Below are 14,360 nucleotides of genomic sequence, written 5' to 3'. Positions count from 1 at the left end.
GCCGGACGGAATAATCTGAATAATTCGAATTTCCGCAGCGATCACGACAGGAGCAGGGTTTGTCTCCGTCCCAGGCAGGGTTGATCGGCCGTTTGTCCGAATCCCGGCAGCTCATGGCTGTCCGGCGGGGATTTCTGCTGTTGCTGCCCCTGGTCATGCTCGGGGCACTGTCCCTGACGCTCGGCAACGTCGCCCTGCCGTGGCCCGCGGCGGCGGGCTTCCAGCGCATGTTCCTGCAGGCCGGCGAGGCCGTTTTCGGAGTGATCTCGCTGTGCCTGACGCTCTCCGTCAGCTATTCGCTGGCCGCCAGCCGCCAGGCGGACGCCTTCAACGACATGCCGCCGCTGGTTCCCGCCAGCGTCTCCCTGCTCTCCTTCGTGATGACGGTCGCCCCGTTCGACGGGTCCGGCGGCATCGGGCCGTACGGCACGCGCTCCGTGTTCCCCGCGCTGATCGTGGCGATCCTGGCCACCGGCATCTTCATGAAGCTGCTCGATCGCTCGCGGACGCGGCGCGGCGTGCTCGGCGGCGACGCCGATCCGGCCCTGCCGGCCGTGCTGCGCGCCCTGCCGCCGGCCTTCCTGACGGTGGCCTGCTTTCTCGGCGTGCGCCAGGCGCTGGGGTTCGCCGGCCAGACCCCGGCGGCGGTGATCGACACGGCGCTGATCGGCGCCTTCGGACTGCTCGATTCGGAACTGGCGCGGGCCCTGCTGTTCAACCTGCTCAACCACCTGCTGTGGTTCTTCGGCGCGCACGGCAACAACGTCCTGGCGGCGATCGAGCACAGCTATCTGGACGTCGCGCCGCTGGTCGACGCCGCCGGGGCCGGCGGCCCGGTCCATCCGGCGCGGGTCCTGACCAAGACCTTCCTGGACGTTCTACGTGTACATGGGCGGCTCGGGCGTCTCGCTCGGCCTGCTGATCGCGCTGCTGCTCGGCTGGCGCGGCGGCAATCAGCGCCGGCTGGCCGTGGCCGGGCTGTTCCCGGCGCTGTTCAACGTCAGCGAACTGGTGGTGTTCGGCCTGCCCATCGTGCTCAACCCCGCCTTCCTCGTGCCGTTCGTCCTGGCGCCGCTGGTGCTGGTGGTCACCAGCTACGCGGCCTGCGTCGCCGGCTGGGTGCCGCCGGTGCAGGAGCCGCTGCACTGGACGACGCCCGTCCTGCTCGGCGGCTACCTCGCCGCGCATTCGTGGCACGGCGTCGCGCTGCAGGCCGCCAACCTGCTGCTCACCGTGCTGATCTACCTGCCTTTTGTGCGCGCCGCCCGGCGGCAGGCGGCCGACGCCAGCCGGCGCCATTTCGGCGCGCTGATCAAGGCCATCGAGGAAGCCAGCCTGAACCAGCGCGCCGGCGTCCTGGAGCGCCGGGACGTGGTCGGCGCCCAGGCCCGGCAGCTGGCCCGGGCGCTGAAAGACGCCATCGCCACGGGGCAGCTGCATCTGGCCTACCAGCCGCAGGTCAACGCCGCGGGCCGGGTGGTCGGCGTGGAAGCCTTGCTGCGCTGGGACTACGCGCCGTTCGGCCCGGTCGCGCCGAACGTCGTCGTGGCCCTCGCCGAGGAGGCCGGGCTGGTCGGGGAACTGGGCGACTGGGTCATCCGCGCCGCCTGCGCCCGCATGCGGCGATGGCGCGACGCGGACTGCGTGCCGGGCGTCACCATGTCGATCAACCTGTCGCCGACGCAGCTCAACCATGCCGGCTTCGCCGGCAGAATCCAAGACATTCTGCGCACCCACGGCCTGTCCGCCGAGGACATCGAATTCGAGATCACGGAAAGCCGGGCCGTCGCGCACAGCGAACGCACGGCGCATACGCTGGACCAGCTGGCCCGGCGCGGCATCCGGCTGGCCATCGACGACTTCGGCATGGGCTACAGTTCGCTCCTGTACATGCGCCGCTTCGACATCCACGCGATCAAGCTGGACGGCTCGCTGACGCGCGAGATCCTGACCAATCCGAGCTGCCGCGAGATCGTCGAGACGATCGCCACGCTGTGCCGCAGCAAGGGCATCCGCATCGTCGCCGAGTTCGTCGAAACCGAGGAGCAGCTGCGCGTGCTGCACGGGCTCGGCTGCACCGAGTTCCAGGGATACCTGTTCAGCCGGCCGCTGCCGCCGGACGCCTGCCTGGAGTTCATCCGCAGCCGGAACGGCCCGGCGCCGGAGCAGGGAGACGCCCGCCCGGCGGAACCGGAACCGGCGGCCGCGCTTTCGCCTTTGCACGCGGTCGACTAGACTTTCGTCTTTTCGGCTCCGTCCCATGGCACGCGCAAACAAGAAAATCCAGACGCTCGAATTCAAGGGGATGACGATCCCGGTCGTCAGTGTCACGCTCCGCTCGCTGCAGGCGGATCAACTGGCCAGGTCGGCCGCCGAGCTGTTCGGCGACGAGGCGTTCTTCGACGGCGACGCGGGACTGCTCGAACTGGACGGGGTCGCGGCGCCGGAGGGCAGCGCGCCCGACTGGCCCGGCATCCGCGCCCTGTTCCTGCGCTACGGCCTGCGGCTGATCGGCGTGCGCGGCGGCGACGAAATGCTGGCCGCCTCCGCCGCGGCGGCCGGCCTGCCGGGCATCGCCGCGCCCCGGCGCGCGGCGCACGGCAGGAACGCCGCGGCCGCGGTGCCCGAGGAACCCGCGCCGCCGCCCGAAGAGTCCCCCGCTCCGGCGCCCGCCGCGCCGGTTGCGGTCCCCGCGCCGGCCGCCGTGCCGACGCTGATCATCGACCGCCCCATGCGTTCCGGCCAGCAGGCCTACGCGCGCGGCGGCGATCTCGTCGTGCTGGCCGCGGTCAACGCCGGCGCCGAGGTCATCGCCGACGGCAGCATCCACATCTACGCGCCGCTGCGCGGACGCGCGCTGGCCGGCGCCGGCGGCGACACCGGCGCGCGCATCTTCACCACCTGCTTCGAGGCGGAACTGGTTTCGATCGCCGGCGTCTATCGCACCTTCGAGGCGGGCATTCCGGACCGCCTGGCCGCCCGCCCGGCGCAGGTCCGGCTCACCGGCCAGGGCGAGGAAAGCCGGCTGGACATCCTGGCCCTGCGCACGGACTGACGCGGGCATCGGGCAAAGTCCTTTCCGCAGCAGGTAAAATTGCGTTTTTTTGACGAAAGACCGCCGTGACAAGAATCATCGTCGTGACTTCAGGCAAGGGTGGCGTCGGCAAGACCACCACCAGCGCCAGCTTCTCTTCCGGCCTGGCCCTGCGCGGCTTCAAGACGGCCGTCATCGACTTCGACGTCGGCCTGCGCAACCTGGACCTGATCATGGGCTGCGAGCGCCGCGTCGTCTATGACCTGGTCAACGTGCTGCACGGCGAGGCCACGCTGACCCAGGCGCTGATCAAGGACAAGCACTGCGGCAACGACAACCTGTTCGTCCTGCCCGCCTCGCAGACACGCGACAAGGACGCGCTGACCGAGGAAGGCGTCGAGAAGGTGCTCAAGGATCTCGAACACATGGGCTTCGAATACGTCGTCTGCGATTCCCCGGCGGGCATCGAGCGCGGCGCGGTGATGGCGCTGACCTTCGCCGACGAGGCGCTGATCGTGACCAACCCGGAAGTCTCCTCGGTGCGCGATTCCGACCGCATCCTCGGCATCATCCAGGCCAAGTCGCGGCGCGCCATCGCCGGCGGCGAGCCGGTCAAGGAACACCTGCTGATCACCCGCTATTCGCCCAAGCGCGTCGACGAGGGCGAGATGCTCTCGTACAAGGACGTGCAGGAAATCCTGCGCGTGCCGATCATCGGCGTGATCCCCGAATCGGAAACCGTGCTGCAGTCGTCGAACCAGGGCACGCCGGTCATCCACCTGAAGGACAGCGACGTGGCGCACGCCTATGCCGACGTGGTCGACCGCTTCCTCGGCGAGACCAAGCCGCTGCGCTTCGTCGATTACGAAAAGCCCGGCCTGCTCCGGCGGCTCTTCGGGGGGAAATAAATGTCCCTGCTCTCACTCCTGTTCGGCAACAAGCCCAAATCCGCCGCGCTGGCCAAGGAACGCCTGCAACTGATCATCGCCCACGAGCGCAACGGCCTGTCGGGCAAGAAGGAGTTCCTGCCCGAAATGCAGAAGGAACTGATCGCCGTGATCTCCAAGTACGTGTCGATCAATCCGGAGGACATCAAGGTCTCGCTCGAAAAACAGGGCAACTACGAAGTCCTGGAAGTCAACATCGTCCTGCCGGAACCGGCCGGCGAGACCCCGCCCCGGACCTGATCGCCGGGTCCCGGCGCCGGCGCGGCGCCGGGCGATTTCCACCGCGCCGGGGCGAGACCCGGTTTGAAGCTAAACCATTGCCTGAACTTGTCGGGCATAAACCCTTGTTTTGCCGGAAAACCCCATTTTCCAAGGGATCGCCGGCCTTTTGCCTGGACGAACGATGCGCCCTTATTTACCTTTTGCCTTGTCGAAACTGTCTATTTTTTAGGCAGCAACGAGAGTAAAATCCGCACCTTCGTTCAACGCCCCCGCCACCACCCATGCACTATCTCGGCTTTCCGCTCCGGAACAATCTGTTCGTCGCGCCCATGGCCGGCGTGACGGACCGCCCGTTCCGCCAGCTGTGCAAGCAAATGGGCGCCGGCCTGGCCGTGTCCGAGATGGTCACCTCGAACTCGCTGCTGTACGGCAGCGCCAAGACGCAGCGGCGCGCCAACCACGACGGGGAAGTGGCCCCGATCGCGGTGCAGATCGCCGGCGCGGACCCGGCGATGATGGCCGAGGCGGCGCGCCACAACGTCGACCGCGGCGCGCAGATCATCGACATCAACATGGGTTGCCCGGCCAAGAAGATCTGCAACGTGATGGCCGGCTCGGCGCTGCTCAAGGACGAGCCGCTGGTCGGCCGCATCCTCGCCGCCGTGGTCGAGGCCGTGCCGCACACGCCGGTCACGCTGAAGATCCGCACCGGCTGGGACAAGGCCAGCCGCAACGCCCTGGCGATCCTGAGCATCGCCGAGCAGTCGGGCATCCGGGCGCTGGCCGTGCACGGCCGCACGCGCGCCTGCGCCTACACCGGCCACGCCGAATACGAGACGATCGCCGCGGTCAAGGCCGCCGCGCGCATCCCGGTCGTCGCCAACGGCGACATCGTCTCGCCGGAAAAGGCCCGGCAGGTGCTCGATGCCACCGGCGCCGACGCCCTGATGATCGGCCGCGCCGCGCAGGGCCGGCCCTGGCTGTTCCGCGAAATCGAGCATTACCTGAACACCGGCGCGCATCTGCCGCCGCCCCGCGTCGAGGAAATCCACGACGTCCTCCTGGGCCACCTGGAGGAGCTGTACGCCTTCTACGGCGTCAACACGGGCGTGCGCGTGGCGCGCAAGCACATCTCCTGGTACACCCGCGGGCTGGCCGGTTCGGCGGCCTTCCGCCACCGCATGAACCAGCTGCCCGACGTGGCCGGACAGCGGCAGGCGGTCAACGATTTCTTCTTCGGCCTGGCCGAACGGGACGAACGCCTGAGTTACGCGCCGGCAGACGACGACAACAGCGACAACGACAGCGAGGGACTCGCCGCATGAAAAAAAACAACGACATCGCCGCCTGCATCCGCGGCGCGCTGGAAACCTATTTTCGCGATCTCGACGGCGAGACGCCGAGCGGCATCTACGAGATGGTGCTGAAGAGCGTCGAGCGGCCGATGCTCGAAGTCACGCTGCAGCAGGCCGGCGGCAACCAGAGCCTGGCCGCCGAGATGCTCGGCATCAACCGCAACACCCTGCGCAAGAAGATCAACGAGCACCAGCTGCTCTGAGCCGCCCCGCATGCAGGGGCGACGCACCGGCGAGCCGCGAGGATTTGGACGGCCCTGCCGCCGGTGAGCTGCGCCACCCGATTTCCCATTCGAGAAAGTTAGCGTCATGAAAATTCGCCAAGCCCTGATCAGTCTGTCCGACAAACGCGGCGCGCTGGAATTCGCGCGCGGCCTCGCCGAGCAGGGGATCAACCTCCTGTCCACCGGCGGCACCGCCAAACTGCTGCGCGAGGCGGGCCTCGCCGTGACCGAGATCGGCGACTACACCGGCTTCCCGGAAATGCTCGACGGCCGCGTCAAGACGCTGCACCCGAAAGTGCACGGCGGTATCCTGGCCCGCCGCGACCTGCCGGAGCACCTGGCGACGATCGAGGCGCACGGCATCCCGGCCATCGATCTCGTCTGCGTCAACCTGTACCCGTTCGCCGCCACCGTCGCCAGGCCGGGCGTGACGCTGGAAGAGGCGATCGAGAACATCGATATCGGCGGCCCGGCGATGGTCCGTTCGTCGGCCAAGAACTACGCCGGCGTCGCCGTGGTCACCGACCCGGACGACTACCCGGCGTTGCTCGACGAGATGCGCGCCAACGGCGGCGCGCTGTCGCTGGCCACCCGCTTCGCGCTGGCCAGGAAGGCGTTCACCCACACCGCCCGCTACGACGGCATGATCGCCAACTGGCTGACCGGCCTCGGCGACGGCGCCGAAACCAGGGCGGCCGAGGCCGCGCCGGCACCGGCGGTCTTCCCGGAACGGCTGCAGCTCGCCTTCGACCGCGTCGAGACGCTGCGCTACGGCGAGAACTCCCACCAGCGGGCCGCCTTCTACCGCGACGTCGCGCCGGTCCCCGGCGGCATCGCCGGCTACGTCCAGCTGCAGGGCAAGGAACTCTCGTACAACAACATCGCCGACGCCGACGCGGCCTGGGAATGCGTCAAGACCTTCGACGCCCCGGCGTGCGTCATCATCAAGCACGCCAACCCCTGCGGCGTGGCGGTCGACGCCGGCCTGCTCGGCGCCTATGAAAAGGCCTTCAAGACCGACTCCACGTCGGCCTTCGGCGGCATCATCGCCTTCAACGGCACGGTCGGCCTCGATGTGGTCAACGCCCTGAGCGAGCGCAAGCACTTCGTCGAAGTGCTGATCGCCCCGGCCTTCACCGACGAGGCCAAGGCCGCGCTCGCTTCGAAGCAGAATCTGCGCGTGCTGGCCGTGCCGCTGGACAGGCAGCTCAACGCGCTCGAATTCAAGCGCGTCGGCGGCGGCCTGCTGGTGCAGACGGCCGACGACTTCAACGTCCGGCGCGACGGGCTGAAGGTGGTCACCAGACTCGCGCCCACCGCGCAGCAGCTGGACGACCTGGTGTTCGCCAACCGCGTCGCCAAGTTCGTCAAGTCCAACGCCATCGTCTTCTGCGGCGGCGGCATGACCCTCGCCGTCGGCGCCGGCCAGATGAGCCGCGTGGACTCGACCCGCATCGCCGTCATGAAGGCGCAGAACGCCGGCCTGCCGCTCGCCGGTTCCTGCGTCGCCTCGGACGCCTTCTTCCCCTTCCGCGACGGCGTCAACGTGCTGGCCGAGGCCGGCGCCAAGGCGGTCATCCAGCCCGGCGGCTCGGTGCGCGACGAGGAGGTCATCGCGGCGGCCGACGAGCACGGCATCGCCATGGTGTTCACCGGAGCGCGCCACTTCCGTCACTGAGCGCCGCCGGCACAGGAGTAGAATCACGGTTCGGCATCGACCCCTCCATTCCCCACACCCACAGCCACCATGAAACTACTCGTCATCGGTTCCGGCGGACGCGAGCATGCGCTCGCCTGGCGCCTTTCCAAATCGCCCGGCCTGCAGAAGGTCTACGTCGCCCCCGGCAACGCCGGGACGGCGCACCAGGTCGAGATGGAGAACGTGCCCATCACCGATCCCGCCGCGCTGGCCGATTTCGCCGAAAAGAACAAGATCCACCTGACCATCGTCGGCCCGGAGGCGCCGCTCGCCGCCGGCGTGGTCAACGTCTTCCGCGCGCGCGGCCTGAAAATTTTCGGCCCGACCCGTGAAGCCGCGCAGCTGGAAAGTTCGAAGGATTTCGCCAAGCGCTTCATGGTCCGGCACAACATCCCGACGGCGGCCTTCGAGACCTTCAGCGACGCCGCCGCGGCCCGCGCCTACGTCGACCGCAAGGGCGCGCCGATCGTCATCAAGGCCGACGGACTCGCCGCCGGCAAGGGCGTCGTGGTGGCCATGACGCTGGCCGAGGCGCACCGCGCCATCGACGACATGCTCTCCGGCAACGTCCTCGGCGGCGCCGGTGCGCGGGTGGTGATCGAGGACTACCTGGACGGCGAGGAAGCCAGCTTCATCGTCATGGTCGACGGCAAGAACGTCCTGCCGCTGGCCTCCAGCCAGGACCACAAGCGCATCTTCGACGGCGACGCCGGCCCCAACACCGGCGGCATGGGCGCCTATTCGCCCGCTCTCGTGGTCACCCCGGCGGTGCATGCCAAGGCCATGCGCGAGATCATTCTGCCGACGGTGCGCGGCATGGCCAACGACGGCATTCCCTACACCGGCTTCCTCTACGCCGGGCTGATGATCGGCAAGGACGGTTCGGTCAAGGTGGTCGAATTCAACTGCCGACTGGGCGACCCGGAGACGCAGCCGATCATGATGCGCATGAAGTCCGACCTGCTGACCCTGGCCGAGCACGCCGTCGCCGGCAAGCTCGACCAGATCGAAGCCGAGTGGGACCGGCGCGTCGCGCTCGGCGTCGTGCTCGCCGCCGCCAACTACCCGGATACGCCGAAAAAGGGCGACGTGATCTCCGGGCTACCCAAGGAAAGCGAAAACGTCTGCGTCTTCCACGCCGGCACTGCCGAGCAGGACGGCAAGATCGTCACCGCCGGCGGCCGCGTGCTCTGCGTCACCGCGCTCGGCGACAACGTCAAGCAGGCGCAGAAGCTGGCCTACGACGCGATCACCGGCATCTACTTCGACGGCATGCAGTTCCGCCGCGACATCGGCCACCGGGCGACGTCGCGCTAGCGTTGGAGAGAAGCAAAAAATAATTGACCACGGCGACACGGCGGGCACGGCGGAAAAACGAGGAATTGCCTTTTCGCCGTGCCTGCCGTGTCGCCGTGGTTAAACCGTTTTTTCTCCGTGCCCTCCATGGTTGGCGATCAATGCCGGCGCACCATGCAGGCGCCCGCCTTCAGCGCTGCAGCGGACCGCGCGCCACGGGAGGCAGCAGCTCGACGTGCTGCAGGCAGAACCGGATGAACTCCTGCGCCGCCGGACCGATTCCCCGGGCAAGGTGCATCGCGCCGAAGTTTTCGAACAGGCGGAGGCCGGGCTTGTCCAGCACGACCAGCCTGCCCTCTTCCAGTTCGCGCTGGACCGCCCAGTCAGGCAGGAAGGCGATGCCGAACCCGACTTCCGTCATGGCCCGGATGAGGTAGGTGTCGTTCGACTGCAAAACCATGTTCGGGGAAATCCCCAGGCTGGAGAAGTACTGGTCGGACAGGCCGCGGATATTCATCCGGTGTTCGTAGGAGATGAAGCGGGCCGTCTCCAGATCGGCGACGCGCAGGCGCTTCCTGGCCGCCAACGGATGCTCGGGCGACGCGACCAGCAAGGCTTCGTGGTGACCGAGCACCACGCCGGTCAAGCGCGGGTGGGGCACGGGGAAGGGCATGATGCCGACATCGAGGTCGCCGCCGAGCAAATCCTCCATGGTGTTGATCGTCTGCTGCGTCGAACGGACGTCCAGTTCGACCAAGGGATAGGTCTGCGCGAAGGCCTGAAAGGTCCAGGCCCAAAGAAAGGCGGTGCCCGCGGAACTCGTTCCGACCCGTAGCACGCCGGAAATTCTCGCCGGGTCGGCCACCGAGCGATCCGCGAACACCCGTTTCCACCGGACAATTTCCATCGCCGCCGGCAGTAGCTCGATTCCGGTGCGCGTCGGGCGCACGGAGCGCCCATTGCGCACGAACAGCGGCTCGCCGATTTCTTCCTCCAGGCGGCGGATCAACTGGCTGACTGCCGACTGCGTCAGGTGCAGCGACTCGGCGGCGCGGGTGAAGCTTTCCTGCTCCGAAACCACGATAAAGGCTTCGACCTGGCGGAATTCCACGGCTTCCTCCTATTAAATTTTCTTATCGCAGCCAGTGTAATAAATCGTTTGATTAATGGATAGCGCGATGAAAGAATCCGCCGCATCAAAACGCAACGCACTCCATTCCGTACGACCAACACGACGGGCGGCACGCCCCCGATATCCATGAAAAACGATCCAACGACCCAAACAAGGAACGACGTCTGGCCCGCCACGAGCCCGGCACCCGGCATTGCGCACTGGCTGAAGGCGTCGCTCGCCCGCGGCGAGGCCGTCCTGGGCATCATGGTGAGCGAAATCAGGACGCCGATGCTGGGCGCGCTGCTCGACGCGGCCGGCATGCATTTCGCCATCATCGATCAGGAGCACGGCGCCTTCGGTCCGGAGTCGCTGGCCGCGCTCATCGCCGGCTTCCGGGGCGGCGTGTGCCGGCCGTTCGTCCGCATCGCCGAAACCCGGCGGGAGTACATCCTGACCGCGCTCGAACTGGGGGCGTCCGGCATAGTCGTGCCGCGCGTCGAAAGCCGCGCCCAGGCCGAGGAAATCGTCCGTTACGCGCGCTACGCTCCCGCCGGCGACCGCGGCCTCAGCCTGTGCCGCGCGCACACCGGCTTCCGGCGGGTCGAGCAGCGCGAGTACATCGCCAGGGCGAACGCCGAGATCCTGGTCATCGCCCAGATCGAAACCAAGCGCGCCCTGGAGAACCTCGACGAAATCCTCGGCACCCCCGGCATCGACATGGTTTTCATCGGCCCCTCCGACCTTTCCCTGTCCTGTGGGATAAGCAGTTCCCTGCGCGCGCCGGAGATGCGCGCGGCGATCGATCGCGTCATCGCCCGCGCGCGGCACTTCGGCGTCGGCGTCGGCATCCAGACCTACGACCCGGACGCCGCCGCCGAACTCGTCGCCGCGGGCGTCGGCCTGGTGTCCTGCAACACGGACGTCAACGCCTTGCTCAGCGGCCTGGCGTCGATCGCCGATCCCCTGCGCGGCAAGGCCGCGCGCAACGCGACGCCGGAGGGCGCGGCATGACTTGCGCCGCCGATTGCGTCCTGGGCATGGACCTGGGCACCGGCAGCCTCAAGTGCGTGGTGATGGACGTCGACGGGCGGGTGCTGGCGACGGCGGAACGCGCCTATCCGACCCAGAGCCGCTTGCCGGGCTGGGCGGAGCAGCATCCGCGGGACTGGCTCGCGGCAATGCGCCTGGCATTGGACGACATAGCGGCCGGCAGGCCGGGACTGTTCGGCCGCATCGCGGCGCTGGGAATCTGTTCAGCCGCCCACATACCGGTTCTGCTCGACGGCGCCGACCGCGTCATCCGCCCGGCGATCCTCTGGAGCGACCAGCGCAGCGGCGAGGAGGTCGCGGCCTTGCGCGCCGAATACGGTCCGCTGCTGGAGTTGACGACCTTGAACGAGGCAAGCTGCACGTGGACCCTGCCGCAACTGCTCTGGCTGGCGAAGCACGAACCCGAGGCCATGGCCCGCGTACGGCGTTTCCTGAGCTCGAAGGACTATCTGATTTTCAACCTCACCGGCGAGGCGTGCATGGATTTCGGCAGCGCGGCGGCGACGCTGATGCTGGATGCCGGAACGAGGCGCTGGGCGAAGCCATTGACGGAGCTCAGCGGACTCTCCGCCGCGGCCTTTCCCCGCCTGGCTTCACCGCTCGCCGTGGTCGGCACGGTGACGCCCGCCGCCGGCGCGGCCTACGGCCTGCCGGCCGGGATTCCGGTCATCGCCGGCACGCTCGACTCCGCAGCGGAACTGGTCGGCTGCGGCATTCTCGAAGCCGGCGGGCTCGGCATGGTCAGAGTGGGCAGCGCCGGCGGGATCATGGCGACGACGGACGGTCCGTCGTTCAATGCCAGAATCATCACCTATCCCCATATCGCCGAGGGCGTCTTCTACAAGCAGGCGGGAACGAATGCCTGCGCGACCTCGCTGAAATGGATTCGCCGGCTGTGTTCCGACGCCGCGGCCGGCGGCGCGGCCAGGCCGAGCTACGAGGCTCTCGACGAACTGGCGCTCACGGCCCGGCCCGGAGCCGACGGGCTGATCTTCCATCCCTATCTGCACGGGGAGCGCGCGCCCTACTGGAACCCGGACTTGCGCGGCAATTTCAGCGGCATCGACCACAACCACGCCTGGCCGCACTTCGTTCGCGCGGTGATGGAAGGCGTCGCCTATTCGCTGCGCGACTGCCTGGACATGTTCCGGCGCGAGGCGATCACGGTGACGCGCGCCGTCATGTCCGGCGGCGTCGTCAAAAGCCCGGTGTGGACGCAGATCGTCACCGACGTGCTGGGCATCGAGACGCACACCGTGCGCGACGGTGATTCGGCGCGCGGCGCCTGCCTGCTGGCGGCCACCGCCGCCGGCATGTTCGGCACGCTCGAAGCCGCGGCCGCGGCCTGCGTCGTTCCCGGAAAGATCAACGCGCCCGACCCGGCCAGACGCGATCTGTACGCGCGCGGGTTCGAACGCTACAGGCAGTTCGCCTGCTTTTTCGACGCCGCCGCACGCGAGCCGCGCGGCGGCGGTGCCGATACCCGCCTTGATCCGCGGCCGGAGATGAATCCGGCGCAGGCCGACGTCCGGCGGCCCGATCATCGGCGGGAAACGATCGATCGCTGACCGCGATCATGCAATGGGGAAGACAGCCCGGCCGCCGGGCGGCCCGCGCGGTCGACCCCTCAGATAACACGCCAACCAACGAAAAGGGAAGGAAGTCGCTATGAAAATGAATCAGGCAAAACGGCTGTTCGCGCCGGTCGTCATTCTCTCGGCCATGCTGTGCGCCGCCCAGGGCGGATACGCGGCGGAAATCAAGGAGCGGAATTTCCGCATGGCCATGGTGAACCCGATCGACCATCCGCAAGGCTTCGGCTGCTTGCGCTTCGCCGAGAACGTCGAAAAGAAGAGCGGCGGCAAGATCAAGATCAAGGTCTTCGCCAGCGGTTCGCTGGGCGGCGACCAGCAGGTCGCCGCGGCGATGCAGGGGGGCATCGTCGATTTCGCCAGCATGGCCCCGGCCCAGATCGTGGGCACCATCAAGGAATTCGTCGTGCTCGACTTCCCGTTCGTCTTCGCCAACGAGGCGCAGGCCGACGCCGTCCTGGACGGCCCCTTCGGCAAGAAGCTGATGAGCTACCTGCCGGCCAAGGGCTGGGTGGGCCTGGGCTTCCAGGAGCAGGGATTCCGCAGCATCACGAACAGCAAGCGCCCGATCGCCAGGATCGAGGACATCAAGGGACTCAAGATCCGTACGATCCTGAATCCGCTGTACATCGACATGATCAATGCGCTGGGCGCCAACGCGGTGCCGATGCCCTTCCCCGAACTGTATTCGGCGCTGGAAACGAAAACCATCGACGGGCAGGAGAATCCGGAAACGACGGCGGACTCCAGCAAGCTGTACGAGGTCCAGAAGTACTTCAGCGCGACACGTCATATCTACAACCCCCAACTGATGTTCGCCAGCAAGAAGACGTGGGACTCGCTGTCCGCCGACGAGCAGAAGATCATCCAGGAGGCGATGGACGAGGCGCGCGCGCCACAGCGGAAATTCGGCCGCGAAATGACGGCGAAGTCGAGGAAGGTGCTGATCGACCACGGCATGGCCTACAACGAGCTGCCTCCCCAGGAAATCGAGCGCATCCGCGAAAAGGTCAAACCGGTGATCGACAAGTACGCGGCTCAGCTCGACCCGCAGTTGATCCAGGAATTCCAGGCGGAACTCGACCGCGTCAAGCACCTGAAGTAGATCGATCCGGGGGCGCCGGAACCGTGCGCCGCCCCCGCCAAGCCATTTCTCCCAAAGCCATCGACGGGCGCGCGCCGCGGACCGGATGCCGGTCCGGCCCCGCGGCCGGCGATCGGCCGTGCCCAATACAGACAGAGCGGACGTATGAAAAGTATCGAAAAATTCTTGCAGCGGGCGATGAACGCGGTGATCGTGACATCGCTGGCGCTGATGGTGGGCATGGTCTTCTGCAACGTGGTGCTGCGTTTCGCGTTCAACTCCGGCTTCACCTTGACCGAGGAACTATCGCGCTTGATGTTCCTGTGGCTGATCTTCGTCGGTTCCGTGGTGGCCATGAAGGAAGGCTCGCACCTGGGCGTCGACTCCCTGGTCGCGAAGCTCCCGCGCGCCGGGAAAGTGTTCTGCGTCCTGGCCGGCAACGTCCTCATGCTATGGGTATGCTGGCTGTTCTTCGTCGGCAGCTGGCGCCAGACCGTGGTCGGGCTGGGGACCGACATGCCCGCCTCGGGCATCTCGATGGCCTACCACTACGCGACCGGGCTGGTGATGAGCGTCGGTGTGGCCGTCTGCGTCCTGGTCAACACCTGGCGCGTGCTGACCGGCCGGGCCCGGGACGAGGAACTCGTCCAGGTCCGGGACTCCGAAGACGCCGAGCGCGAGAGGTCCCCGGTGGACGACGCAGCGCCTCCCGTCGCTGAAAACCACAGATAACCCGTCATTCG

Annotated in this window: 14 protein-coding genes; 12 read left to right on the top strand and 2 right to left on the bottom strand. The window is 67.6% G+C overall.

From position 1 onward, the window contains the following. Nucleotides 1-41 precede the first annotated feature (41 nt). Nucleotides 42-842: a hypothetical protein gene (locus tag QM701_RS16995; RefSeq protein ID WP_415168193.1), complete on the bottom strand. Its 801-nt coding sequence runs from the start codon at nucleotides 840-842 to the stop codon at nucleotides 42-44. Nucleotides 843-888: 46 nt separating this feature from the next. On the opposite strand from QM701_RS16995, the gene QM701_RS16990 reads away from it, so the two are divergent. The 8 genes from QM701_RS16990 (at nucleotide 889) to purD (ending at nucleotide 8,798) form a co-directional block, all read left to right on the top strand. Next, entirely contained in the window at nucleotides 889-2,235 is a 1,347-nt protein-coding gene (locus QM701_RS16990; RefSeq protein WP_415169423.1) for an EAL domain-containing protein, read from the top strand. A 25-nt stretch (nucleotides 2,236-2,260) separates the two neighbouring features. Then, nucleotides 2,261-3,055, top strand: a complete 795-nt coding sequence (gene minC / locus QM701_RS16985; protein ID WP_415168192.1) for a septum site-determining protein MinC — start codon at nucleotides 2,261-2,263, stop codon at nucleotides 3,053-3,055. Nucleotides 3,056-3,120: 65 nt separating this feature from the next. Continuing rightward, the gene (gene minD / locus QM701_RS16980) at nucleotides 3,121-3,942 is read left to right on the top strand and encodes a septum site-determining protein MinD (RefSeq protein ID WP_415168191.1); all 822 of its coding nucleotides are present in this window, start codon (nucleotides 3,121-3,123) and stop codon (nucleotides 3,940-3,942) included. Beyond that, entirely contained in the window at nucleotides 3,943-4,221 is a 279-nt protein-coding gene (gene minE, locus QM701_RS16975) for a cell division topological specificity factor MinE (protein WP_415168190.1), read from the top strand. A gap of 263 nt (nucleotides 4,222-4,484) precedes the next feature. Next, a complete protein-coding gene (gene dusB, locus QM701_RS16970; RefSeq protein ID WP_415168189.1) occupies nucleotides 4,485-5,528 on the top strand; it encodes a tRNA dihydrouridine synthase DusB in 1,044 nt (347 codons plus the stop codon). Beyond that, complete coding sequence (locus QM701_RS16965; RefSeq protein WP_415168188.1) at nucleotides 5,525-5,761, top strand: Fis family transcriptional regulator; 237 nt, start codon at nucleotides 5,525-5,527, stop codon at nucleotides 5,759-5,761. The genes dusB and QM701_RS16965 overlap by 4 nt, the downstream gene beginning before the upstream one ends. 106 nt (nucleotides 5,762-5,867) lie before the next feature. Further along, a complete protein-coding gene (gene purH / locus QM701_RS16960; protein ID WP_415168187.1) occupies nucleotides 5,868-7,460 on the top strand; it encodes a bifunctional phosphoribosylaminoimidazolecarboxamide formyltransferase/IMP cyclohydrolase in 1,593 nt (530 codons plus the stop codon). 69 nt (nucleotides 7,461-7,529) lie between these two features. Beyond that, on the top strand, nucleotides 7,530-8,798 hold the full coding sequence (gene purD, locus QM701_RS16955; protein WP_415168186.1) for a phosphoribosylamine--glycine ligase: 1,269 nt from the start codon (nucleotides 7,530-7,532) through the stop codon (nucleotides 8,796-8,798). Nucleotides 8,799-8,967: 169 nt separating this feature from the next. Here the strand turns inward: purD and QM701_RS16950 are convergent, their stop codons facing one another. Then, nucleotides 8,968-9,888 (bottom strand): LysR family transcriptional regulator, encoded by a 921-nt coding sequence (locus tag QM701_RS16950; RefSeq protein WP_415168185.1) that lies wholly within the window; start codon nucleotides 9,886-9,888, stop codon nucleotides 8,968-8,970. Between the two features lie 147 nt (nucleotides 9,889-10,035). Between QM701_RS16950 and QM701_RS16945 the strand changes: the two genes are divergently transcribed. The 4 genes from QM701_RS16945 to QM701_RS16930 all read left to right on the top strand — a co-directional run bounded on the left by QM701_RS16945 (nucleotide 10,036) and on the right by QM701_RS16930 (nucleotide 14,349). Next, a complete protein-coding gene (locus QM701_RS16945) occupies nucleotides 10,036-10,902 on the top strand; it encodes an HpcH/HpaI aldolase family protein (RefSeq protein WP_415168184.1) in 867 nt (288 codons plus the stop codon). Beyond that, nucleotides 10,899-12,509: a xylulokinase gene (locus QM701_RS16940; RefSeq protein WP_415168183.1), complete on the top strand. Its 1,611-nt coding sequence runs from the start codon at nucleotides 10,899-10,901 to the stop codon at nucleotides 12,507-12,509. Before QM701_RS16945 ends, QM701_RS16940 begins: the two co-directional genes overlap by 4 nt. 100 nt (nucleotides 12,510-12,609) lie before the next feature. Next, nucleotides 12,610-13,638, top strand: a complete 1,029-nt coding sequence (locus QM701_RS16935; RefSeq protein WP_415168182.1) for a DctP family TRAP transporter solute-binding subunit — start codon at nucleotides 12,610-12,612, stop codon at nucleotides 13,636-13,638. Nucleotides 13,639-13,782: 144 nt separating this feature from the next. Then, a complete protein-coding gene (locus QM701_RS16930; RefSeq protein ID WP_415168181.1) occupies nucleotides 13,783-14,349 on the top strand; it encodes a TRAP transporter small permease in 567 nt (188 codons plus the stop codon). Nucleotides 14,350-14,360 lie beyond the last annotated feature (11 nt).

This window comes from Propionivibrio sp. (assembly GCF_047602565.1).
Classification (GTDB): Bacteria; Pseudomonadota; Gammaproteobacteria; order Burkholderiales; family Rhodocyclaceae; genus Propionivibrio.
This window is presented reverse-complemented; position numbering and strand designations above follow the sequence as displayed.

What these genes read in the sequence shown, in the direction of transcription:
- QM701_RS16995 (WP_415168193.1), bottom strand. Translation starts at nt 842, where the DNA reads ATGGACCGGGCCGCCGGCCCCGGCGGCGTCGACCAGCGGCGCGACGTC.
- QM701_RS16990 (WP_415169423.1), top strand. Translation starts at nt 889, where the DNA reads ATGGGCGGCTCGGGCGTCTCGCTCGGCCTGCTGATCGCGCTGCTGCTC.
- minC (WP_415168192.1), top strand. Translation starts at nt 2,261, where the DNA reads ATGGCACGCGCAAACAAGAAAATCCAGACGCTCGAATTCAAGGGGATG.
- minE (WP_415168190.1), top strand. Translation starts at nt 3,943, where the DNA reads ATGTCCCTGCTCTCACTCCTGTTCGGCAACAAGCCCAAATCCGCCGCG.
- dusB (WP_415168189.1), top strand. Translation starts at nt 4,485, where the DNA reads ATGCACTATCTCGGCTTTCCGCTCCGGAACAATCTGTTCGTCGCGCCC.
- QM701_RS16965 (WP_415168188.1), top strand. Translation starts at nt 5,525, where the DNA reads ATGAAAAAAAACAACGACATCGCCGCCTGCATCCGCGGCGCGCTGGAA.
- purH (WP_415168187.1), top strand. Translation starts at nt 5,868, where the DNA reads ATGAAAATTCGCCAAGCCCTGATCAGTCTGTCCGACAAACGCGGCGCG.
- purD (WP_415168186.1), top strand. Translation starts at nt 7,530, where the DNA reads ATGAAACTACTCGTCATCGGTTCCGGCGGACGCGAGCATGCGCTCGCC.
- QM701_RS16945 (WP_415168184.1), top strand. Translation starts at nt 10,036, where the DNA reads ATGAAAAACGATCCAACGACCCAAACAAGGAACGACGTCTGGCCCGCC.
- QM701_RS16940 (WP_415168183.1), top strand. Translation starts at nt 10,899, where the DNA reads ATGACTTGCGCCGCCGATTGCGTCCTGGGCATGGACCTGGGCACCGGC.
- QM701_RS16935 (WP_415168182.1), top strand. Translation starts at nt 12,610, where the DNA reads ATGAAAATGAATCAGGCAAAACGGCTGTTCGCGCCGGTCGTCATTCTC.
- QM701_RS16930 (WP_415168181.1), top strand. Translation starts at nt 13,783, where the DNA reads ATGAAAAGTATCGAAAAATTCTTGCAGCGGGCGATGAACGCGGTGATC.